Genomic DNA, 21,109 nt, shown 5'->3' on the forward strand with positions numbered 1-21,109 from the left:
AATTCAGCGGAAAAGATACGGCGTTGTTTGGTCATCTGACACCTCGATATGGCGAGCATTCTCGCTTAAATGGGTGTCCGGTTTCATTAGACCACTACACCCCCAACCTATACCCCAATGGCAAATACTGGCGGTACCGCAACCCCATCACCGGCCTGATGACCAGCATCAACCGCCCCCTTGAAGACGCGATCAAGCTGGCCAGGGCTGCAAACGCAAAGCTGGCTCCTGTAATGGCAGGTGACGGTGAACTGCTCATGATCCTGACAGGCGATCGCCCGCCCACAATACGCAACCTGGTGGAGCGCTTTGAGGCTGAATGGCTGAAAGATCGCGGTTATGCTGCCCGCACTCTTGTAGAGATCCAATTCAAGCTTGAGCGCTACCGGCAGGACTTGGGAGATCAACTGATCGGCCAGCTCGATGTGCTTACCGTCGCGGAGTACCTGGACGGGTTTAGCAATAACGCCTACACCAAGCACCGCAGTTTGTTGATCCAGATTTTTGCCTTCGCCGTGGCCAAGGTTTGGCTGAGCGCAATGTGGCCGAGCTGACGCTGATCAAAAAGAAAGCAGAGAAGAAGCGCCAACGTCACACACTGGCGGGCCTGATGACGATTGTGGACGCGGGCACCACGCCAATCTGGTTGAAGCGCGCTTTCCGCCTGGCGCTGGCCAGTCTGCAGCGGCGTGACGATATCGTTTCGTGGCTCAAATCTGCGGTAGACCTTGAGAACAACACGATCAAGGTTTCGCCCGGAAAGACCCAGGGCTATGACAAACCCATTCACTTGCAGATCAAAATGGGCCAAGCCCTACGAGAAGTTGTGAGCGAGTGCATGCGCTCCCCTGTGGCTTCGCCCTACCTGATTCATTACAGGCCCAAGTCGAGAAAGCGCGAGCAGATAGCCGCCAAGGATCACTGGACCTCGGTCACTCCCAACTATCTAAGCAACGAGTTCAGCAAGGCCCGGGACGCGGCGCATGCGTATGACCATATTACGGCCACCGAACGACCCACCTCTCACGAGATACGCGCTTTGGGTGCCTGGCTATATGAGCAGCAGAACTTCCCGCAGGAATACATCCAGGCGCTGATGGGTCACGCGCACGCGAAGATGACTAAACACTATCAGGATGGGCATGAAGAAAAGAAAATCGAGTACGTCGAAGTAAGCGTCGGATTAACTTTGTAGTAACACCCCCCTACTTCAGGGGGGTACCGTTACGGTCAGCTTCCATTTTTTTCAAACTTTTTTCATCGAGATGATCGAACATTGTCCCAAGATTTTTTTTAATCAAAAACAGTGACAACATCAAGAAGCAAACTGCAACAACGACAAGAAAGAAACATATCATCACTGCAGGTATATTCTTAAATAGTCCTATTGTAAGCTGCGCTATTGAAGCAATAAAGCAAAATGCAATTGTGTAAAAAATAATATTGCTTAATCGACGAAGAGGATAAAACAAGGTGTCATACTTAGCAGCACCGTTCAGCATAAGGCCATCGAGCCATTTCTCCTCATACGCCGCAGAGTCGTACACTTCCTTTTTCATATTGACTATAATGAAAGTCTTGGCTGACATTAAAAACCCGCCTAACGCTAGAAAGCCGGTAAAAAAACTTCCTCGCAGATTACTAGCATAAAACTCATATATTCTTCGAGTAGTTCCGGGCGACAACCAAATAAAGTCAGCCAAACTAGTGGGCCTAGTAGCCAGCAAGACAACAGCCACATATAAAACTATTGTTATAACAAAAGCCGTAGGTATAACCCACCGCTCCTTCAGGTTAATTCGCAACTTCTTTTGAGAAGACATGAGCGTACTCCTTTTCGCACTTATCCATAAGTGCTTTAATCAGATCACATTTCTTCACGTCAGTCGAATCAAACGTGGCTAGCCCTTTCATGAAAATGTCGTATGGCATTTCGCCGAAATTAACGGGGACATCCATGAGCTTTACGGAAAAAGACTCATCTTCATCATCAAGAACCTCGACTCTTCCGCTCCTATCCTTGACCGCCGACATCATGTCCTGAATCCCTTTGATGATCAAATGGGAGTCTACCGTACTGTCAAAACTAACGTGATGACGAACCTTGGATACCATACCAAGAAGTGGAAAATCGTCACTAGCAAGAGCTTCAACCGATGCGACCTCATACTTAAACGAGCGGATTTCTTTATATTTGGCCAGTACCTCTTCGATATCCCTAGCCTGTACTAACATCTCAAAAGCTAAGCCGTGAAAAAAGCGACTATTAACTGCTTTCTCTTGCTTCGCAGGAGCCTTTTCAGGCAATTTCGCAAGCTCAACTTTTCTTTTAGCCTCAAGATCTCTCCGATATTGGGATGTAATCATTGAGGCGAAATTTGGGAGCGTACAAGCACCATAATGATACTGGTACATACCAAATCCATTAAGTTTATTTATAACCCAAAAATTAAACTCTGCAATTTTCTCAAGGTCCGCCAAATCCGAGATTTTAACTTTAACCTGACCTTGATCGTCAACTAGCGAAGCATAGCTTCTCTGATCCTTTAGAGTAATAACGACACCGCAAAAAAAATCATCACTTTGGTCTATGATAATACGGCGAACGTTCCCGGACTTCATGGAAAATTCTATACTCTTACCAATCAGTGCACTCAGGAAATTAGAAAGCGGTATATCACTTTTCGAGGTAGAAAAAGAAAATCCAAAGTTTTTTGATACGTACATCCGAATTCACTTCCTTATGACACTAATGTGACTGACAAACGCTAGGTGTTGGCAGCGATAAAGTAATATTGCAGCACGTTTGAGATCAAATACCAAAATGCCATTATAGCCATCTTGCGAAAGAAACTGAACTGGATGTACCCACAGCAGCACCAGTTATCCACCATCTTTTGCAAATCGCAGACAACAAAAAAGGGCCCACCTTTCGGTGAGCCCTTCTAGACCGCCCAGCAGAGCGGATTTTGTTTGGTAGGCGCGATTGGACTCGAACCAACGACCCCCACCATGTCAAGGTGGTGCTCTAACCAACTGAGCTACGTGCCTGCTGTGGGGTCGCATTCTATAGATTTACGGAGGTGTGTCAACACCTTTTTTGCAGGTAACTCTATGAATTGTCGAATTTTTTATTTGAAGCGCAAAAATACGCGCCTCCGGGTAGCTGGCGGGGGGATTTCAACTCAGGTAGCATCGACCGCACTCGTAAAAAATATAAAACAGAGGTTGCAGAATGGCGAACACTCCTTATCCCCAGTCGTATTACGCGGCGTCGGCCAACCCGGCACCTGAACGCCCTGCCCTGCAAGGCGAGGTCGAAACGGATGTTTGTGTGATTGGTGCCGGGTATACCGGGTTATCGAGTGCGCTGTTTTTGCTGGAGAACGGTTTCAAGGTCACGGTGCTGGAGGCAGCCAAAGTGGGGTTTGGCGCTTCCGGTCGTAATGGCGGGCAAATCGTTAACAGTTATAGCCGCGATATTGATGTGATTGAGCGCTCAGTCGGCGCCAAGCAAGCCCAGTTGTTAGGTCAGATGGCATTTGAAGGCGGCAAAATTATTCGTGATCGCGTCGCCACGTATCAGATTCAATGCGACCTCAAAGACGGCGGGGTCTTCGCTGCGATTACCAGTAAGCAAATGGGTCATCTAGAAGCCCAGAAGAAACTCTGGGAGCGCTATGGCAATAATCAGCTGGAACTCCTGGATCAGCGCCGGATACGCGAAGTCGTCGCGTGCGACCAATATCAGGGCGGCTTACTGGACATGAGCGGTGGCCATATCCACCCGCTCAATCTGGCACTGGGTGAAGCAGCAGCGGTTGAATCACTGGGCGGCATTGTCTATGAGCAATCGCCTGCCGTGCGCATTGAGCGCGGCGCCAACCCGGTGGTGCATACCCCGCAAGGCAAAGTCAGGGCCAAGTTCATCATCGTGGCCGGTAATGCCTACCTGGGCAATCTGGTGCCAGAACTGGCTGCCAAGTCGATGCCGTGCGGCACTCAAGTCATTACCACAGAACCCCTTGTGGACGATGTGGCCAAGACGCTGTTGCCTCAGGATTACTGCGTCGAAGATTGCAATTATTTGCTGGACTACTATCGCTTGTCCGGTGACAAGCGCCTGATCTTCGGCGGCGGCGTGGTGTATGGGGCTCGTGACCCGGCGAATATTGAAGCGATCATCCGGCCAAAAATGCTCAAGGCATTCCCGCAATTAAAAGACGTCAAGATTGACTACGCCTGGACCGGTAACTTCCTGCTGACGCTGTCCCGCCTCCCGCAGGTAGGACGCATTGGTGACAACATTTATTACTCGCAGGGCTGCAGCGGTCATGGCGTGACCTACACCCACCTTGCGGGAAAAGTGCTGGCCGAAGCCTTGCGCGGTCAGGCCGAGCGCTTCGATGCGTTCGCCGGTCTGCCCCACTACCCGTTCCCGGGCGGTCAATTGCTACGCACTCCGCTGACAGCGCTAGGTGCCTGGTACTACAGCCTGCGCGACAAATTGGGCTTCTGATCGGACGCTTAATCGAAAACGGCGCTCTCGGCGCCGTTTTTTTATTCCTGACTACTGTTGCGCTTCCAGCGTTTGTATCGCTTTGGCGCTTGCCTGCTCTTGTCCGGCACGTGCCAGCGCCTCGGCAGCCTTTAGCCAACGCGCTTTGTCGACCTGGGCAGGCAACTGACCAGGTGAAAGTATCAGCACCGCCCAGCTCCCCTCCTCCTTCCAGGCCGACTCAAAGGCGTTGAAGCTCATCGGGCGCCGCCTTTCCATGCCGGCACGCAACAGTACAGTCTGTTTGTGACGGTCATACCCCACCACCATGGCGTAGCGAGGCGTGGACCAGACAACCCCATCGGCGATGCGGACCATGACCGGATAGCCCGCCGCCACCTGCGTCAGCACAGCTGACAGCAAGGGGACCAGCGGATATACCATCAACCCGTACTGCTCGGCCAATGCTTGCATATTGCCTTGCAAGGCCTGCTCTGCTTGCGGCAACTTCAGAGGCTTGGTCAACAGGCCAGGCGTGGTGCCGATCCGCTGTTCATTGAACATGCTGGCCAAGACGTGCGGCCCGCTTTGATGCGCATTGCCGCGGAAAAATGGCACGCCGTTGAGTTCAACCCGCTCTGGCAGCTGGCGAACCTCAGGTCGCTGAACGCTGGCACAACTCGCCACAGACAAGAACATAACCGCCGCCCAGACAATTCGCGCCACTCTCATACCCTTCATTCCCTGCATGCACCCTCGCCTTGAATGGTTCCAGACTGTCAGCCCGGCATGGGTGCCGATCTTAAGGCTCGCGCGAGATCAGGTATAGCCTTAGTACCCAGTAAACCGCGTGATTTAGAGCCAATCAGTTGAACATCCACGACCTTTGGTCAATAGCTTGAAACACACCAGCGGCTAGACTGTCACTTGTCATGTGTGTATGCCCCATTGAGGCAAAGGAGGCACTGATGAGCCCGGCATTAACTCTTTTTCTACTGTTCAGTGGCTGGTTGGCGGTCGCCGCCGCCATGCTGTGGGGTGTGATGCGTATCAGCCGTCGTCACCATCATCCGCAACCCCGCGTTGAGCCCAAAAAAGTACTGGGCGCCAAGCCCGCCATCAAAGCAGCAAGCGTCCATTAACAAAAAACCGCTCACCCTGTGAAAGTGAACGGTTTTTTTGCGCATCGTCAGCGATTACTTCTGCAACGCCGCCTGGCGTTTTTCCCGGACTCTTCGAGCCAGTATATTGAGTGTTTCAACTGTGGCCGAGAACGCCATGGCCGCATACACGTAGCCTTTAGGCACATGGGCGCCAAAGCCTTCTGCAATCAGCGTCATACCAATCATGATCAAGAAGGCCAGCGCCAGCATGACCACGGTCGGATTTTCGTTGATGAACTTGGCCAAAGGCTCCGATGCCAGCAACATCACCAACACCGCCACCACGACGGCAATGACCATGATCGGCAAATGCTCGGTCATCCCCACGGCGGTAATGATGCTGTCAATCGAGAACACCAGGTCCAGCATTAAAATCTGCCCGATCGCGGCAGCGAACCCCAATGAGACGCCCGATGGCGTGCTCTGGGTCTCACCTTGGGCGTGCGGACTCATGCTGTGATGGATCTCACTGGTGGCTTTCCACACCAGGAACAGGCCGCCCGCAATCAGGATCATGTCCTTCCACGAGAAGGCCTTGCCTAAAACCTCGAACACCGGCGTGGTCAGTTGCACGATGTAAGCAATGGTGCCCAGCAAGCCCAGGCGCAGGATCAACGCCATGCCGATACCGATTCGGCGGGCCTTGGTGCGATATTGCTCAGGCAATTTGTTGGTGAGGATCGAGATGAAGATCAAATTATCGATCCCCAGCACGATCTCCATCACGATCAGCGTGGCCAGTGCGATCCAGGCAGTTGGGCTGGCAGCCAGTTGTAAAAGGTAATCCATAGGTGCGTTCGGACTCAGATGTAGGGCGAATTAAATGGCTTGCGAGGAATCTTTATTGTCTTTGGGTGCTGCGTCCGGCTCAGCGGGCTTATACCCGGTCGCCTCATTGAGCGCCTGTTCTGCGGCTTTATGCGTATCGTCGATGGCCTGCTTGGCGCTCTCGGCCGTTTTACTGAGCATCTGCTGCGCGGCTTTCTCGGCCTGATCGCAACCGCTCATCAATAAAACCGCTGTCGCAAGCAGTGTAGCAACGCCCCGTTTTCTCATCGTCATCTTGCCTTTCCTCTCTCAATCATTGGTCACGGCCAGCGCACGCGAATAACGCGAGAGTCTAGACAGACCAACAGTTCAGTAAAATTCGTTTTTTTAAGGCGTATACTTCGCTTTTTACGAAGTGTTACTGGGCTAATGCTGAATTATCGACAGCTGCACTACTTTTGGGTGGTTGCTAAAACCGGCAGCATTGTGCGCGCCTGTGAGCAACTCAACCTCACCCCTCAGACCATCAGCGGCCAAATCAGCCTGCTTGAGCAAACTTATGGCCTGCCTTTGTTTAGACGGGTCGGCCGACAACTGGAATTGACCGAAACCGGCCGACAGGTACTGCCCTATGCTGAACAGATGTTTCAGCTGGGCAGTGAGTTGGAATGCATGCTGCGCATGTCACCCAAGGAGCAACAGATTTTGTTCCGCGTGGGGGTGGCGGATGTCGTGCCCAAATCGATTGTGTACCGGCTGATTGCGCCAACCATGGCGCTGGAGGCGCCGATCCGCATCACGTGTCGCGAAGACAAACTGGATCGTTTGCTCGCGGACCTGGCGATTCAGCGGCTGGATCTGGTGATTTCCGACAGCCCCATGCCTTCACACCTCGACATTAAAGGCTTGAGTCAGAAGCTGGGTGAATGTGGCATCAGTTTTTTTGCCACAGCCCTGCTGGCCAAAGACTATTCGCACAATTTCCCCCACTGCCTGCAGGGCGCCCCGCTGCTGATTCCGGGCCCCGAAACCGTGTTGCGCAGCCGGCTGTTGCGCTGGCTGGCTGAACAACACATTCAGCCGCGCATCGTCGGCGAATTTGACGACAGCGCCCTGATGCAAGCCTTCGGACAGTCGGGTACGGGCGTGTTTATCGCCCCCAGCGTGATCGCGGATGAAGTGATCCGCCAGTTTGACGTGGAACTGATCGGCCAGACCCACGCCGTGACCGAATCGTTTTACGCCATCACTGTGGAACGCAAGATCAAGCACCCCGGTATCGTTGCGATTACCGAAGGTGCGCGACGCGAGCTATTCACCGATCTTGGCGATTAGGGTCTGTACGCACTGTTTTCAACGCTGCATCAGCGATGCGCACATCCATTTTGTACAGCGCCTAGGCGCAAATCTCGCGCTTTTTAGAGGTCATGAGCATCAAAGCGAGCAGGATCGACACCACAATAAAGCCCGCGGCCGCGAAACCAAGGCTGCCCAGGCCGTAGTGGTCGATAACCCGGCCGCCAACCATGGCGCCCAGCCCGATGCCCAGGTTCGCCCCTGCGATGTTCAGCGAGGCCGCAAAGGCCGGGGCATGGGGCGCCACTTTCATCAGGCGCACATGGCTGACCAGAAACAGCGCAGCTTGCGTCACGCCCCAGACACCCATGGCCGCCGCCAGCCCCAGCGTGGAATGAATGCTCGGCACCAGCGCCACCATGCCGCCAATCATGAAGGCACAGAACACCATCGAGGCGATCAGCGGATGACGATCCACCATGCGACCGCCCAACGAATTGCCAATCAGCCCGACCGCACCGAACCCCATGAGACACCAGCCCACCAACGTGCCATCAAAGCCTGCCAGGCGCTCGAGAATATCCGCCAGATAGGTGTAGGCGGTGAACATGCCGCTGAACACCAGGACCGACAAGACAACGTGACCGATCATCAATGGGCTGCGCAGCATGGCGAATTGAGAGCGCAACGTGACGGCGGCTTTAACCACCCGCGTTGAAGGCAGGTAAATCCACAACAGCAAAGCCTTGGCCAGCGCCACCACCGCAAGGATGCCGAACGCACTGCGCCATCCCCACGCATCCGATATCAACGTGCCTACCGGAATGCCGAACACCGTCGCGCACACAATACCGAAACCGATTTTAGCGATCGCACGCCCCGCATAGTCAGGGCCCACGATGTCTACCGCCGTTTCACTGGCCAGCGCCCAAAACACCGGCAAACCCAAGGCAGGCAACAGACGCGCAAATGCCATCACCCAAATAGTCGGCGCCAATGCGGCCACCGTGTTGGCAAAGGCGAACATCAACAAAATGCCTATAAACAGACGTTTACGCTCGAACCTGGCGAAATAGGCGGTCAAAAAAGGGCCGAGCGCCGCCACCGTAAAGGCGAACAACGTCACCAGCAGCCCGGCCTGGGACACGCTGACATCAAGGTCCCGCGCAATAGAGGGCAGCAAGCCGACGATGATGAACTCGGTCGTAAGCACGGTAAAACCGGCCGCAGACAGCAGCAGGATGGGCAACAGCATGGATAACTCCAGAGACGGCAAGGCCAGCGAAAGCCAAGTGGCCCGCTGATTTGAATAAGAGTGGATGGCGCAATGGTAACAGAATGATTCGCAGCACGCGTCGGCCGAATCCACGGCCCTGACACAGGTTCAGCTGTGACAGATTGCCCTTGAGCAGGAAAGTTCCCGCAGCCCTATGATAAAGTCCGCGCCCCGCCATGGTTTTAGTCACACAGACGTATCCAATAGACACGGCTATTATCTGCTGCGCACTTTTAGCCCCCTGAGATCTGTGGGAAACATCTGACATTTTTGTTCGCACACGATCATTGATTGCGGCACCCACAACAACTAGAGAGTCCCCTATGACTGACGCTTCACCTTCCCTGCTGCACCGGCTCAAACGCACCAGCCTGGTGACCCAGATCGTGATCGGCCTGATTGCCGGGATTCTGCTGGCCTGGCTCGCCCCGTCGGCGGCGCTGACCGTAGGCTTTATCGGCAAGATTTTTGTCAGCGCCTTGAAAGCGGTAGCCCCCATTCTGGTGTTTGTGCTGGTCATGGCTTCGATTGCCAACCACAAGCATGGTCAGGAAACCCACATCCGCCCCATCCTTGTGCTGTATCTGTTTGGCACGTTTGCAGCTGCGGTCGTCGCTGTGGTCGCCAGCATGCTGTTCCCGTCCAATCTGGTGCTATCTACCCACGACGTGGCTATTTCTGCACCTGGCGGCATCAACGAAGTCTTGCAAAGCTTGTTGTTGAGTGTCGTAGACAACCCGGTCAGTGCCCTGATGAACGCCAACTTCATCGGTATCCTGGCGTGGGCCATTGGCATGGGGATTGCGATTCGTCATGCCGGCGAAACCACCCGCACCGTGCTCAATGACCTGTCCAACGGTGTCACCCTGATCGTGCGCGTGGTGATCCGTTTCGCACCGCTGGGCATCTTCGGGCTGGTGGCCTCAACCCTGGCTTCTTCGGGGTTTAATGCCCTGCTGGGCTATTTGCACCTGCTCGTCGTGCTGATCGGCTGCATGCTGTTTGTGGCGTTGGTGGTCAATCCGCTGATCGTGTTCTGGAAGCTGCGCCGCAACCCGTTCCCACTGGTGTTTCTGTGCCTGCGTGAAAGCGGTATCACTGCCTTTTTCACCCGCAGTTCGGCCGCCAATATCCCGGTCAACATGGCCTTGAGCGAGAAACTGGGCCTGCACGAAGACACCTATTCCGTGTCGATCCCGCTGGGCGCCACCATCAACATGGCCGGTGCGGCCATCACCATTACCGTGTTGAGCCTGGCCGCCGTGCACACACTGGGCATCCAAGTCGACCTGCCTACAGCCATATTGCTGAGTGTGGTAGCGGCTGTTTGCGCCTGTGGCGCATCGGGCGTAGCAGGCGGTTCGTTGTTGCTGATCCCGCTGGCGTGCAGCCTGTTTGGCATTCCCAGTGAAATCGCCATGCAGGTCGTCGCCGTGGGCTTCATCATCGGCATCCTGCAGGATTCAGCCGAAACCGCCCTCAACTCGTCCACCGATGTGCTGTTTACCGCCGCCGCCTGCATGGCGAAAGAAGACAAGGCCGGCTGACGCCACGCCTTTGGACACTCGTCAAGCGCTGCCCGCAGGCGGCGCTTGAACACTGTCGCTGCACGTTTCAGTGCGCATTCATCGCTGAATCAGAACGCACCCATGTAATCGCGCTTGCCGATTTCAACGCCGTTATGGCGCAAAATCGCGTAGGTGGTGGTGACGTGGAAGAAAAACTGCGGCAAACCGTAAGTGAGCAAATAGGCCTGGCCGGTGAAGCGCTTCTCTTTGGGCGTTCCCGGGCGGGTCACGATTTCAATCCCTTCCTTGCCATCCACCTGCTCCGGCTTGAGGGTGTCCACAAATGCCAGCACCTTGCTGATCAGCGCTTGCAGTTCGGCAAAGGTGGCTTCGTTGTCGTCATATTTGGGCAGTTCAACTTCGGCCAGACGTCCCGAAACGCCTTTGGCAAAATCCACTGCAATTTGCACCTGACGCACCAACGGGAACATGTCCGGCGCCAGACGCGCTTGCAGGAACACACTGGGGTCAATGTTCTTGGCCGTGGCGTGCGCTTCTGCTTTGGTCAGCACACCGCTCATGGCGTTGAGCATTTGTTTGAACACGGGAATGGACGCTGCGTAGAGAGAGATAGTCATGAGGGTCTCGACAGTCGGTGGGCACAATGAATGAGCGCCGATTATAGACACGTCGCTGCGCTAAAGCGGCTTGTCTTTCCACAGCCATTGGTTTTAGGGGCTGTTCCCGTTGCATCGCCGCTGCGACGCGGCTTGCAATGGAACGGGGACAGCCCCTAGGCTAGCCGCCTTCCAACGCACAGGGAAAACGTGATGAACAGCGAACACGAGACCGACGTCGAAGCCCGTCTCAACAGCACGGAAATTCGCATCCTCGGCGCCTTGATCGAAAAACAGGCCACCCACCCCGACACGTACCCGCTGACGCTGAATGCGCTGGTGTTGGCTTGCAATCAAAAGACCAGCCGCGAGCCGGTAATGAACCTCAGCCCCGGCCAGGTCGGGCAAAGCCTGCGGGCACTTGAGGGGCGAGGCTTTACGCGCTTGGTCATGGGCAGTCGCGCAGATCGCTGGGAGCACCGGGTCGATAAAGTGCTGGAGCTGGTGCCGGCGCAGGTGGTGTTGATGGGGTTGTTGTTCCTGCGTGGCCCGCAAACCCTCAATGAGCTGCTGACCCGCAGCGCGCGCATGCACGACTTTGAAGACACCGATCAAGTGCAGCATCTACTGGAACGCCTGATCGCCCGTGATCTGGCATTGTTGCTGCCCCGTCAGAGCGGTCAGCGTGAAGACCGCTACATGCATGCGCTGGGTGACCCGGACGACATGGACGCCATCCTGGCTGCGCGCCAGCAGCCATCTGAGCGAGGCAGCGCTTCAGGCCTGTCCGTGGAACGCTTTGAAGCACTGGAAGCTCGGGTTGCAGCACTGGAAGCGCGGCTGGCCGCACTCGAATAACCTGATCGCCGGGCACCATCAATCGCCCGGCTTTGCACTCAACCCCGAGCAAACGCCACGGCGGCCCGGAACTGCTCGGGGGTCGGGCGTACGCCGGTGTAGAGCACGAATTGCTCAAGGGCCTGGATGGCGATGACCTCAAGCCCGGTAATGACCTGCTTGCCCAAGGCGCGACCGCGAACAATCAGCGGCGTCTCTGAGGGGATTGCCACCACATCGAAAATGACCGTTGCCTGATTGATCGCATCCTCTTCAAACGCCAGATCATCGGCTTCTGCCCCGCCGCTCATGCCGATGGGGGTGACATTGATCAGCATTTGAGGCCGGGCGGACCCCAACTGCGCTTGCCATTCATAGCCACAATGCCGGGCCAAAGCCGAGCCGGACGCTTGATTGCGGGCCACGATCACACCGTGTTTGTAGCCACCGTCCCGCAGGGCAGATGCCACGGCTTTGGCCATGCCGCCACTGCCATGCAAGGCGAATGTTGTGTCTTGGCTGATGTTATGGCGCTCCAGCAACTGCGCGATAGCAATGTAGTCCGTGTTATAGGCCTTCAAATGGCCGTCGGTGTTGACCAGGGTGTTGATCGAGTCAATGGCCTTGGCCGATGCGTCCATCTCATCCACCAACGCAATGCACGCCTCTTTGAATGGCATTGAAACGCCACATCCGCGTATGCCCAATGCCCGTATGCCGGTCACCGCGCCCGGCAGATCCTGTGTGGTGAAGGCTTTGTAGTAGAAGTTAAGCCCCAATTGCTCATAGAGATGATTATGAAACCGCAGTCCAAAATTGCCGGGGCGGCCCGACAGTGAAATGCACAACCGGGTGTCTTTGTTCGGGTTCATCTGCATGTTCATCTCCTGAGAAAAGCGTTCAGATAGACGGCTGCGGCCGCTTCAAGGGGGATTGATCGTGTCCGGGCCGGCCACGCTGAAACGAGTCAGCCGCCGACGACCTTACACAACATTTACCAAGAGGCGCCGCAGTTTTTTTGAAAAACGCGGTCTGAGTGTTATCCCCGCACCCTTTTTGTGGCCTGTGTCAGGCTGAACTGCCGGGGCTGCTATTCGAGGAACGTCATGATGCGCAACATCCCTAAAGTCGCGTTGCTGATTAGTGCACTGGCCGTCGCGGGCCAGGCATCTGCCCACGGTGGCTGGGGCGCGGGACCGGCCGTGTTCGGTGCGGTGGTGGGTGGGGCGATCATCGGTTCAGTGATCGCCCATCACGATCGGAGCCCGGTCTATGTGCAACAACCGCTCTATGCTCAGCCGCAACCGGTCTATGTGCAGGCCCCGCCCGTGTACTATCAGCCGCAACCGGTCTACATGCCGGCGCCCCAGCCGGTTTACTACCAAGGCTATTACGGTCGACCACACCCTGTGCAATACGGACCGCCCCGGGGGTATTACGGGCCACCACGCTGGTAAAGGCTGGTCTGAATAGATGATGTGAATGTCGCAGGTGAAACACAAAATGTAACGTGTTTGCGGCATGATTGGACACGGATGCGCCCGGCAGCCTGTCAGGACTCGCCGGGCGCAGCGCGTTTCAATTGCCGCACACCTATAAAAACAAGGACGACCTTCATGCCGACTCAACACCCTCATCGCCGGGCTGACCTCTGCACCTCCAGCAAGGTTTACGAAGCCCTCACAGAACTCAAGCAGCTTGAAGGGCACCGCTCTGCCAAGCTGGTTTCACTGCTGGCCCAGCACCTGGTCGACAAAGGCATGCTCAATGAGCAAGAGGTCATGCATATGCTGGACCTGGTAGTGGATTAACCTGGCGCACGCACTAACCTAATCCCTGTCGATGGCGACTATCACGCGCAATGATTTTTTGTGCTGCGGCGCACGCCGTAAGGTGGCTTCATTGATTGAAGGAGGTGTGTATGTCCAAGGTTCATGTCATGTCGATGGTGGGCAGCGCAGTGCCTGCTCCACTGCGCGCTGACGGCTTGTTAGCCTGCTGGTATGTGGTGATCGACGGGGTGCCGGTCAGCGGCCCGTTTACTTCTCGGGCCGCCGCTCAAGTCAAAGCCACCAGCGAAACAGATAAAACAACGCCACACTGGACACGACACTGAGCAACACGTTGCGACTCCAGACCATCAGCCCGATCGCACACAACCCGGCCAGCAGGTACGGGTTGTCGAGGCTGAGATTCAGCGCTCGGTCCTTGACGAAAATAATCGGCCCGCAAATGGCCGTCAGCATCCCCGGCACAGCGAAGCCCAAAAACTCCTTCACACCTCTATTCAGACGGATAGGCAGCCGCGGCTCCAGAAACAGATAGCGGTTGAAAAACAAAATCAGCGCCATCCCGACAATAATCACCCACATCATTCGAAAAACACCCCTGCTCGCTTGCTCAAGTAACCGGCCGCCATCCCGGCCAGCCCCGCCAGCACGATCGCCGACTCCCACTGCCAATAACTGAACAGCACCACGCTCACCAGTGAAACGGCCACGCAAATGATCGTCGGGACATTGCGCACCACGGGCGTAATCAGGGCAATGAACGTCGCGGCAATCGAGAACTCCAGCCCCAACTGGTCCAGGCCCGGAATGCTTTTGCCGAGGACCACGCCCATCAGGGTGAACAGGTTCCAGCCGATGTACATGCACAGCCCGACACCCAACGCATACCAGCGGTTAAACGTCTGGCGATCCTGACTGCTGACCAATGCAAAAAACTCATCGGTGAGTAAAAAGCCCAGACCGAACCGCCATCTGGCGGGCAGCGGTGAAACCACGGGGCGCAAATGCATGGCGTACAGCAGGTGTTGAGACGTCAGCAATAAAGTCGTCAGCAGGATCGACAACACGCTGGCACCGCCCTTGATCATGCCAATGGCCACCAGTTGCGCGGCGCCGGCGAACACCAGCACCGACAGCCCCTGGCTTTGGGCGGGGGTCAGTTGGGCATCGATGGCGGTTGACCCCGCCAGCAGCCCCCACGGCGCACAGGCAAGCGTCAATGGCAGACAAGCAATCACACCGCGTATGAAGGCGGCTCTTGGAAGCGAATGGGGCATTTAAAACATCCTGATGGTCAGCAGCGGCAAAGGGTCGCAACAACGCCACGCAAAGTCTTGAACAATCTTGCTCAATGCGCGCCCGGACCGCTCAAACGACGTAGCGGTACGGCCACGACAGTTTGACGAAAGGTCAATCCTGGTCTTTAGTCAGCCGGAATCGTTATCCGTTATCTCCCGCCCACAGCTTCCACGAGGAACCATCATGAAAGACCTGAAATCCGCCAAGGAAACCAGAAAGGCCGATCTGCGGACACCTTCGGCGCTGAGCGATGAAGCCTGCATCAACATTGCAGCCGAAGTGAACGCGCTGCTGGCCGATACCTTCGCCATTTACATGAAAACCAAGAATTTCCATTGGCACATGTCGGGTCCGCACTTCCGCGATTTCCACCTGCTGCTGGATGAGCAATCCGATCAGATTTTTGCCACCACCGATGCGATCGCCGAGCGTGTGCGCAAGCTGGGTCGCACCACACTTCGTTCGATCGGCCACATCAAGAAGCTGCAACGCCTGCTCGATAACGACGCCGATTTCGTGACCCCGGAAGACATGCTGGCCGAGTTGCGTGAAGACAATATCCAACTGGCGGCTTACATGCGTGAAACCCACAGCATGTGTTCGGAGCTGGGCGACGTCGCGACGACCAGCCTGCTGGAAAACTGGATCGATGAAGCGGAACGCCGTGTGTGGTTCCTGTTCGAATCGTCGCGTACCAAATAAAACACAACGCCGGTTTGATCCCGATCAAACCGGCGCTGCAGATGAATTATGTTTCACTCAGCCCGCGAACCGCAGCTTGTATAGTGGCCCTTGCTCATTCAATGAACCCTTGCCCGCCTACCCCTGCGGGCTTTTTTTTGCCTTTCAAACGCCCTGCCTGAACACCAGCGCTTTCAATCCGCATTCGGGGTCGGCATCCGGAAATTCGGGCGGGTTGGCCAGTCGCTGGTCAAAGCGCAACCCCGGCGCATGCTCGGTCACGCCGCCTATCAAAAAGTCCGAACCCAGCGACGGGTCATTCATGCACGCCAGCACTAAACCGTTTTCACTCAACAACTCTGGCAAACGGCGCACCACCCGCTGGTAATCCTTGGTCAGCAGAAAACTGCCTTTCTGGAAGGATGGCGGGTCAATGATGACCAGGTCATAAGGGCCGGTACTTTTGACCTTGCCCCATGACTTGAACAACTCATGCCCCAGAAACGTGACCTTGCTCATGTCGTGGCCATTGAGGCGATGGTTATCTCGGCCCCGGCTCAACGCCGCGCGCGACATGTCGAGGTTGACCACATGCTCGGCTCCGCCCTCGATGGCAGCCACCGAAAACCCGCAGGTGTAGGCAAACAAATTCAGCACCCGCTTGCCTTGGGCGTGGGCTTTGACCCACTCGCGACCGTAACGCATGTCGAGAAACAGGCCATTGTTCTGCTTACGACCCAAATCCACACGGTAGCGCAGCCCACCTTCAGTCAGCGTCCACTCGTCAATGGCTTCGCCCACCAGCCATTCGGTGTCGCTTTGCAGGGTATAGCGATGCTGCAACACGAGGGTGTGCGCCCCGCTGGCTTGCCATACCGGCGTCTGCGCCAGGTTGATCAACAGGGCTTTTAGGGCTTGCAGCGCAGCGGCTTCAGGCTCCTTGAACAGCGAGACCAGTACCACGCCTTGCAGCCAATCCACAGTCAATTGCTCCAGCCCCGGCCAGCAGCGACCTCGCCCGTGAAACAAACGGCGGGTCTCTTCGGGGGGGCTTTGCAGGGCGGTCAACAGATGCGAGTCGAGGATGGAAAACGCTTCAGAGGTCATCGGTGGGGCCGGTTATTTCAAAGGGCGGGCATTTTACACAATTACCTCGGCCTCCACGCCAGCCTCGCACCCTAAGACGGCTCCTTCGGCCTGGGGTCAGAGGTGAGTCTGTGCCCCTTGGTACATCGCCCCGGCCTAACGGATCGCCTTTGTCGCTGCCGAGGCTTAATCAGACGAATTACGTGAAAAAGACGCTGTAACTGCCTGCGACCTCAGGCATTTCTACGGTTATTGATACATACTCAACAAATGTAACTCGATGTGTAATGCATCGCGATGCAGCCAGTCACCTCCCACTTCTTTTCGAGTCAATCTGCGTGAAAAGTCATCTTTCGATTCTTGGCCTGTTTTTAGTCCTCACAGGCGCCGCCGCTCCCTCAATCGCCGCAGCGACTGAAAGCACCTCTGCACCGCGCGACACCTCACAACTGCATATCGCGTCAGGCAGCGCGATGCTGGTTGATCTGCAAACCAACAAAATCATTTACGCCAGCAACCCTGACGTCGTGGTGCCGATCGCCTCGGTGTCCAAATTGATGACCGCCATGGTAGTGCTGGATGCCAAGTTGCCGATGAATGAATACATCGCGGTCAACATCAGCGACACCCCCGAGATGAAAGGCGTATTTTCCCGCGTCAAACTCGGCAGCGAACTGACGCGCCACGACATGATGCTGATTACCCTCATGTCCTCAGAAAACCGCGCCGCGGCCACCCTTGCACACCATTACCCCGGCGGTTACGTGGCGTTTATTGCCGCCATGAATGCCAAAGCCAAAAGCCTGGGGATGATGCACACCCGCTATGTGGAACCGACCGGCTTGTCGATGCATAACGTCTCGACGGCCCGTGACTTGAGCAAGTTGCTGGCAGCCGCCCGTCAATACCCGATGCTGAGCCAATTGAGTACCACCAAAGAAAAAACCGTCGCCTTTCGCAAACCCAACTACACCTTGGGCTTTCGCAACACCGACCATCTGGTCAACAAAGACAAGTGGAATATCAAGATCACCAAGACGGGCTTCACCAATCAGGCGGGGCACTGTCTGGTGCTGGTGACAGAAATGGGCAACCGCCCGGTTTCGCTGGTGATTCTGGATGCATTCGGCAAATACACCCACTTTGCCGATGCCAGCCGGATCCGCAGCTGGATTGAGACCGGCAAAAGTGGCAGCGTGCCGGATGTGGCATTGCGCTATAAAGCCGACAAGAACCTGAAGGCCCGCCCGGCGGCCCAGCCTCACCCCTCAAAGTAATCAGTGTGACCCGGGCCCGGAATGCCGGGCCGGGCTCAACCTCGCTTCAATGTCTGCTTATGGATGTACATCGCACGGTCGGCGTCGAGCAACAGGCTTGCGACCGAGTCATGGTGTTGAGGGTCATATTCAATCTGCCCGACACTGAAACGAATCGCATAACCCCGTGACGCGCTTGCATTGCGCTCATCGAGCAACGCTTGCAAGCGAGCCATGATGGCGGCGATGTACACGCAGTCCGAGCCGGTCAGCAACACGACAAATTCATCCCCGCCCAATCGCCCGATCACATCGCTTTCACGAAACGCGATGCGCAGCACGTCGGCAAAGGCCTTGAGGGCCAGATCACCTTCGGCGTGGCCGTAGGTGTCATTGATCTGCTTGAACTCATTGAGATCGAAAAACAATAACGTCGCCGGCCTGCCCCATTGCCTGCAATACGCCAGGCCATGACGCGCCAAGGCTTCGAAGCCGCGCCGGTTGGAAAGCAGGGTTAGCTCATCCATGGTCGCCAATTGCACAGCCACCAGCTCTTGCTCGGCCATCGCTGCCAAATCCCGCAACAACTCACGCTCATCGTCGCTAAGCACACGGGGCAAAGTATCGATCAGGCACAGCGTGCCCACTTTATCGCCGTTAGCAACTTTGAGCGGACAGCCCGCGTAAAAACGGATGCCCGGATCGCCCAATACCAAGGGATTGTCATAAAAGCGCTCGTCCAGCACGGCGTCGCAGATCATCAAAATCTGGTCGCCCAAAATCGCGTGCCCACAAAAGGACACGTCGCGGGGCGTTTCAATGACATCAAGGCCAGCCGCCGATTTGAACCACTGACGCTCGGTATCCACCAGGCTGACCACGGCAATCGGCACATTGAACACGCGCCGCGCCAGACGGGTCAGGCGGTCAAATCGCTCTTCCGGCTCGGTGTCGAGGACATTCAACCTGTGCAAGGCTTCTAAACGAGCCGCCTCGTCGACAGGTTTGTCTGGAACCCGCATGCGTCACTCCTTTGTGCACGAACAGGCACAAGCGTAGTTCACAGCGTCTTTGAACGAGAGATGGCCGACCAAACGCCGAAGGGAGGGATTAAAGAAAGTGCAGGCACTTGTCTCGGGGAGAGGTCGAAAACAAATGCCTGCGTACTGCTCGTCAATGCCTGGGTTGCTTTTTTTTCGGTTTTTTAATGGTTTCTACGGTGGTTTCCCGAGGTCGACGCCTGGCCTCTTCCAGAGGAATAAAGAGACCGGTTGCGGAGTCGCGGGCACGTTTGTTTTTCATGTCAATCACCTGTGAATGGCGCCGGACACGTGGTGCGCCCGGTCGGCTATCTTCAGGCTAGTCGACGAAAAACCTCTGAAAGCCATCCGGAAACAAGCGCTTGCAGTTCCGTGCCTACCCCCGAATACAAAGAACCCCGCCTGAAAAGACGGGGTTCCGGACACGCCACTGCGGGATCAGTTTTGCAGGGCTGGCTGTTCCCCATTGATCGGGATGCGTTTGGCTTTTGCCTCTTCAGGCACTACCCGTTGCAGATCAATGCTCAGCAAGCCATTGCTCAGGTTTGCACCTTTGATCTCGATGTGGTCATCGAGGCGGAAGGACAGTTTGAACGCCCGTTGTGCAATACCCTGATGCAAAAAGGTCACGCTGTCGTCGGTGCTGGTTTCACGTTTGCTGCCGCTCACGCTCAACACACCTTTCTCCACTTGCAGGTCCAGGTCTTCCTGCTGGAAACCCGCTGCCGCTACGACAATGCGATAGCTGTCTTCACCGCGTTTTTCAACGTTGTAGGGTGGGTAGCCACCGCTGGTGTCATTGCGAAGCGCGGTTTCGAACAAATCACTAAAACGGTCAAAGCCGACAGAATTACGGAACAGTGGCGCCAGAGAAAATGCAGTGCTCATAATTTAGCCTCCTGATTTCAGCGAGATTTTGTCTCCGCGACCCGGTTTCGGCATCGCGTACTCCCTAAATAGGGACCGACCTAATCATTTCAAGAGGTTTTTTTAAAAAAAATTTCAGGCGCTTGAAGCCGCATCCATGGGTGGGTTGTTGACCAGATGACGGACTTTTTCACAATCGGTTTCGCGGCGCATCGCATTGAACAGCACGGTGGCCTCGGGATAATTGCGCGTCAGCATCGCCAGCCACTGCTTCAGACGCCCGGGGGCTGAGCGCGGGGTCAGTTGAGCCTGAGCCTGGGCCCAGAAATCACGAATCATGGGCTGCAGGTCAGCCCAGGTCATTTCGACGACCTCTTCCCCGGCCCGCGCTGCGGCGATCTGCCGGGCAAGGTCTGGCCTGGAAACCAGACCCCGGCCGAGCATGATGTCTTCAGCACCGCTGATTTCGCGGCAACGGCGCCAATCTTCAACGGACCAGATATCCCCATTGGCAAACACCGGCACCTTGACGACCTCTTGCACCTGGGCAATGTATTCCCAATGCGCAGGTGGCTTGTAGCCATCCATTTTGGTCCGGGCATGCACGACGATCTGGCTTGCGCCGCCTTCTGCCAGCGCAATGGCGCATTCGTTGGCGCTGTCAGGGGTATCGAAGCCCAGACGCATCTTGGCCGTGACCGGGATATGAGCCGGTACGGTACGACGCACTTGCAACAGGATCGCATGCAGCAGTTCCGGTTCTTTGAGCAGCACGGCACCGCCACGGGACTTATTAACCGTCTTGGCCGGACAGCCAAAATTCAGATCGATCACTTCAGCGCCCAACTGGCAGGCCAGCGCTGCGTTGTCTGCCAGGCACGCAGGATCGGAACCCAGCAATTGCACACGCAGCGGTACGCCTGCACGGGTCTTCGCGCCGTGCTGAAGCTCAGGGGCAAACTTGTGGAAGTAGGCTTCGGGTAGCAGACGCTCGGTGACCCGAATGAATTCGGTGACACACCAATCAATACCGCCGGTGCGGGTCAGGACATCACGCAGGATGTTGTCGACCAGCCCTTCCATCGGCGCCAAGGCAATTTGCATGGGTGACTCTCATAAAAAAACGT

General features: G+C 55.9%; 27 protein-coding genes and 1 tRNA gene. 12 read left to right on the forward strand and 16 right to left on the reverse strand.

Annotation, left to right across the window (positions count from 1 at the left end; genetic code table 11):
• Together BKD70_RS25420 and BKD70_RS25425 are read left to right on the forward strand one after the other, a co-directional pair.
• On the forward strand, window positions 1-554 hold a 554-nt coding region (locus BKD70_RS25420), incomplete at its 5' end, for a phage integrase Arm DNA-binding domain-containing protein (RefSeq protein WP_240478021.1).
• Entirely contained in the window at window positions 542-1,195 is a 654-nt protein-coding gene (locus tag BKD70_RS25425; protein ID WP_240478022.1) for a tyrosine-type recombinase/integrase, read from the forward strand. The genes BKD70_RS25420 and BKD70_RS25425, both read left to right, overlap by 13 nt.
• A 10-nt stretch (window positions 1,196-1,205) precedes the next feature.
• On the opposite strand, the gene BKD70_RS16385 is transcribed toward BKD70_RS25425, so the two are convergent.
• The 3 genes from BKD70_RS16385 to BKD70_RS16395 form a co-directional block, all read right to left on the reverse strand.
• Window positions 1,206-1,823, reverse strand: coding sequence for a hypothetical protein (locus BKD70_RS16385; RefSeq protein WP_047274992.1), 618 nt, complete (start codon window positions 1,821-1,823; stop codon window positions 1,206-1,208).
• Complete coding sequence (locus BKD70_RS16390; protein WP_047274995.1) at window positions 1,795-2,727, reverse strand: hypothetical protein; 933 nt, start codon at window positions 2,725-2,727, stop codon at window positions 1,795-1,797. Before BKD70_RS16390 ends, BKD70_RS16385 begins: the two co-directional genes overlap by 29 nt.
• Window positions 2,728-2,974: 247 nt before the next feature.
• A tRNA-Val gene (locus tag BKD70_RS16395) sits at window positions 2,975-3,051 on the reverse strand.
• 184 nt (window positions 3,052-3,235) lie between these two features.
• Here BKD70_RS16395 and BKD70_RS16400 point away from each other — a divergent pair.
• Window positions 3,236-4,519, forward strand: a complete 1,284-nt coding sequence (locus BKD70_RS16400; RefSeq protein ID WP_047274997.1) for an FAD-binding oxidoreductase — start codon at window positions 3,236-3,238, stop codon at window positions 4,517-4,519.
• 51 nt (window positions 4,520-4,570) lie between these two features.
• On the opposite strand, the gene BKD70_RS16405 is transcribed toward BKD70_RS16400, so the two are convergent.
• The gene (locus BKD70_RS16405; protein WP_371914005.1) at window positions 4,571-5,239 is read right to left on the reverse strand and encodes a peptidase C39 family protein; all 669 of its coding nucleotides are present in this window, start codon (window positions 5,237-5,239) and stop codon (window positions 4,571-4,573) included.
• A gap of 227 nt (window positions 5,240-5,466) precedes the next feature.
• Between BKD70_RS16405 and BKD70_RS25075 the strand changes: the two genes are divergently transcribed.
• Window positions 5,467-5,640 (forward strand): hypothetical protein, encoded by a 174-nt coding sequence (locus BKD70_RS25075; RefSeq protein ID WP_162841629.1) that lies wholly within the window; start codon window positions 5,467-5,469, stop codon window positions 5,638-5,640.
• A 54-nt stretch (window positions 5,641-5,694) separates the two neighbouring features.
• On the opposite strand, the gene BKD70_RS16410 is transcribed toward BKD70_RS25075, so the two are convergent.
• Together BKD70_RS16410 and BKD70_RS16415 are read right to left on the reverse strand one after the other, a co-directional pair.
• Entirely contained in the window at window positions 5,695-6,450 is a 756-nt protein-coding gene (locus BKD70_RS16410; protein WP_047275001.1) for a TerC family protein, read from the reverse strand.
• A gap of 30 nt (window positions 6,451-6,480) precedes the next feature.
• Window positions 6,481-6,723, reverse strand: a complete 243-nt coding sequence (locus BKD70_RS16415; protein ID WP_047275004.1) for a hypothetical protein — start codon at window positions 6,721-6,723, stop codon at window positions 6,481-6,483.
• 135 nt (window positions 6,724-6,858) lie between these two features.
• On the opposite strand from BKD70_RS16415, the gene nhaR reads away from it, so the two are divergent.
• Entirely contained in the window at window positions 6,859-7,764 is a 906-nt protein-coding gene (nhaR, locus tag BKD70_RS16420) for a transcriptional activator NhaR (protein ID WP_047275006.1), read from the forward strand.
• 61 nt (window positions 7,765-7,825) lie between these two features.
• On the opposite strand, the gene BKD70_RS16425 is transcribed toward nhaR, so the two are convergent.
• Window positions 7,826-8,980: an MFS transporter gene (locus BKD70_RS16425; RefSeq protein WP_047275008.1), complete on the reverse strand. Its 1,155-nt coding sequence runs from the start codon at window positions 8,978-8,980 to the stop codon at window positions 7,826-7,828.
• 344 nt (window positions 8,981-9,324) lie between these two features.
• Here BKD70_RS16425 and sstT point away from each other — a divergent pair, with 344 nt between their 5' ends.
• On the forward strand, window positions 9,325-10,548 hold the full coding sequence (gene sstT / locus BKD70_RS16430; protein ID WP_047275010.1) for a serine/threonine transporter SstT: 1,224 nt from the start codon (window positions 9,325-9,327) through the stop codon (window positions 10,546-10,548).
• Between the two features lie 89 nt (window positions 10,549-10,637).
• Here the strand turns inward: sstT and BKD70_RS16435 are convergent, their stop codons facing one another.
• On the reverse strand, window positions 10,638-11,147 hold the full coding sequence (locus BKD70_RS16435; RefSeq protein ID WP_047275013.1) for a DUF1993 family protein: 510 nt from the start codon (window positions 11,145-11,147) through the stop codon (window positions 10,638-10,640).
• Window positions 11,148-11,339: 192 nt separating this feature from the next.
• Between BKD70_RS16435 and BKD70_RS16440 the strand changes: the two genes are divergently transcribed.
• Entirely contained in the window at window positions 11,340-11,984 is a 645-nt protein-coding gene (locus BKD70_RS16440; protein WP_047275015.1) for a YceH family protein, read from the forward strand.
• Between the two features lie 38 nt (window positions 11,985-12,022).
• Here the strand turns inward: BKD70_RS16440 and BKD70_RS16445 are convergent, their stop codons facing one another.
• Window positions 12,023-12,841 (reverse strand): shikimate 5-dehydrogenase, encoded by an 819-nt coding sequence (locus BKD70_RS16445; protein ID WP_047275017.1) that lies wholly within the window; start codon window positions 12,839-12,841, stop codon window positions 12,023-12,025.
• 228 nt (window positions 12,842-13,069) lie between these two features.
• Here BKD70_RS16445 and BKD70_RS16450 point away from each other — a divergent pair, with 228 nt between their 5' ends.
• The 3 genes from BKD70_RS16450 (at window position 13,070) to BKD70_RS24395 (ending at window position 14,079) form a co-directional block, all read left to right on the forward strand.
• Window positions 13,070-13,420, forward strand: coding sequence for a hypothetical protein (locus tag BKD70_RS16450; RefSeq protein ID WP_047275019.1), 351 nt, complete (start codon window positions 13,070-13,072; stop codon window positions 13,418-13,420).
• Between the two features lie 159 nt (window positions 13,421-13,579).
• Window positions 13,580-13,774 carry a hypothetical protein gene (locus BKD70_RS16455; protein ID WP_047275021.1) on the forward strand — a complete coding sequence of 65 codons (195 nt, stop codon included), beginning with the start codon at window positions 13,580-13,582 and terminating at the stop codon, window positions 13,772-13,774.
• 110 nt (window positions 13,775-13,884) lie between these two features.
• Window positions 13,885-14,079, forward strand: a complete 195-nt coding sequence (locus tag BKD70_RS24395) for a hypothetical protein (protein ID WP_080960211.1) — start codon at window positions 13,885-13,887, stop codon at window positions 14,077-14,079.
• Here BKD70_RS24395 and BKD70_RS16460 read toward each other — a convergent pair.
• Both BKD70_RS16460 and BKD70_RS16465 read right to left on the reverse strand, forming a co-directional pair.
• Window positions 14,027-14,338 carry an AzlD domain-containing protein gene (locus BKD70_RS16460; protein ID WP_047275023.1) on the reverse strand — a complete coding sequence of 104 codons (312 nt, stop codon included), beginning with the start codon at window positions 14,336-14,338 and terminating at the stop codon, window positions 14,027-14,029. The genes BKD70_RS24395 and BKD70_RS16460 overlap by 53 nt on opposite strands.
• Complete coding sequence (locus BKD70_RS16465) at window positions 14,335-15,030, reverse strand: AzlC family ABC transporter permease (RefSeq protein ID WP_047275025.1); 696 nt, start codon at window positions 15,028-15,030, stop codon at window positions 14,335-14,337. The genes BKD70_RS16460 and BKD70_RS16465 overlap by 4 nt, the downstream gene beginning before the upstream one ends.
• Window positions 15,031-15,235: 205 nt before the next feature.
• Between BKD70_RS16465 and BKD70_RS16470 the strand changes: the two genes are divergently transcribed.
• Entirely contained in the window at window positions 15,236-15,754 is a 519-nt protein-coding gene (locus BKD70_RS16470) for a Dps family protein (RefSeq protein WP_047275027.1), read from the forward strand.
• A 144-nt stretch (window positions 15,755-15,898) separates the two neighbouring features.
• Here the strand turns inward: BKD70_RS16470 and BKD70_RS16475 are convergent, their stop codons facing one another.
• The gene (locus BKD70_RS16475; protein ID WP_047275029.1) at window positions 15,899-16,840 is read right to left on the reverse strand and encodes a class I SAM-dependent methyltransferase; all 942 of its coding nucleotides are present in this window, start codon (window positions 16,838-16,840) and stop codon (window positions 15,899-15,901) included.
• A 317-nt stretch (window positions 16,841-17,157) separates the two neighbouring features.
• On the opposite strand from BKD70_RS16475, the gene pbpG reads away from it, so the two are divergent.
• A complete protein-coding gene (gene pbpG / locus BKD70_RS16480) occupies window positions 17,158-18,096 on the forward strand; it encodes a D-alanyl-D-alanine endopeptidase (protein WP_047275370.1) in 939 nt (312 codons plus the stop codon).
• Window positions 18,097-18,131: 35 nt separating this feature from the next.
• Here the strand turns inward: pbpG and BKD70_RS16485 are convergent, their stop codons facing one another.
• The 4 genes from BKD70_RS16485 to BKD70_RS16495 form a co-directional block, all read right to left on the reverse strand.
• Window positions 18,132-19,097 (reverse strand): diguanylate cyclase, encoded by a 966-nt coding sequence (locus tag BKD70_RS16485; RefSeq protein ID WP_047275031.1) that lies wholly within the window; start codon window positions 19,095-19,097, stop codon window positions 18,132-18,134.
• A 151-nt stretch (window positions 19,098-19,248) separates the two neighbouring features.
• The gene (locus BKD70_RS25430; protein WP_256542860.1) at window positions 19,249-19,377 is read right to left on the reverse strand and encodes a hypothetical protein; all 129 of its coding nucleotides are present in this window, start codon (window positions 19,375-19,377) and stop codon (window positions 19,249-19,251) included.
• 176 nt (window positions 19,378-19,553) lie between these two features.
• Window positions 19,554-20,003 (reverse strand): Hsp20 family protein, encoded by a 450-nt coding sequence (locus BKD70_RS16490; RefSeq protein ID WP_047275033.1) that lies wholly within the window; start codon window positions 20,001-20,003, stop codon window positions 19,554-19,556.
• A gap of 114 nt (window positions 20,004-20,117) precedes the next feature.
• Complete coding sequence (locus BKD70_RS16495) at window positions 20,118-21,086, reverse strand: tRNA-dihydrouridine synthase (protein WP_047275036.1); 969 nt, start codon at window positions 21,084-21,086, stop codon at window positions 20,118-20,120.
• Window positions 21,087-21,109 lie beyond the last annotated feature (23 nt).

This window comes from Pseudomonas sp. BS-2016 (genome assembly GCF_001806145.1).
In the GTDB taxonomy this organism is placed as follows: Bacteria; Pseudomonadota; Gammaproteobacteria; order Pseudomonadales; family Pseudomonadaceae; genus Aquipseudomonas; species Aquipseudomonas lundensis.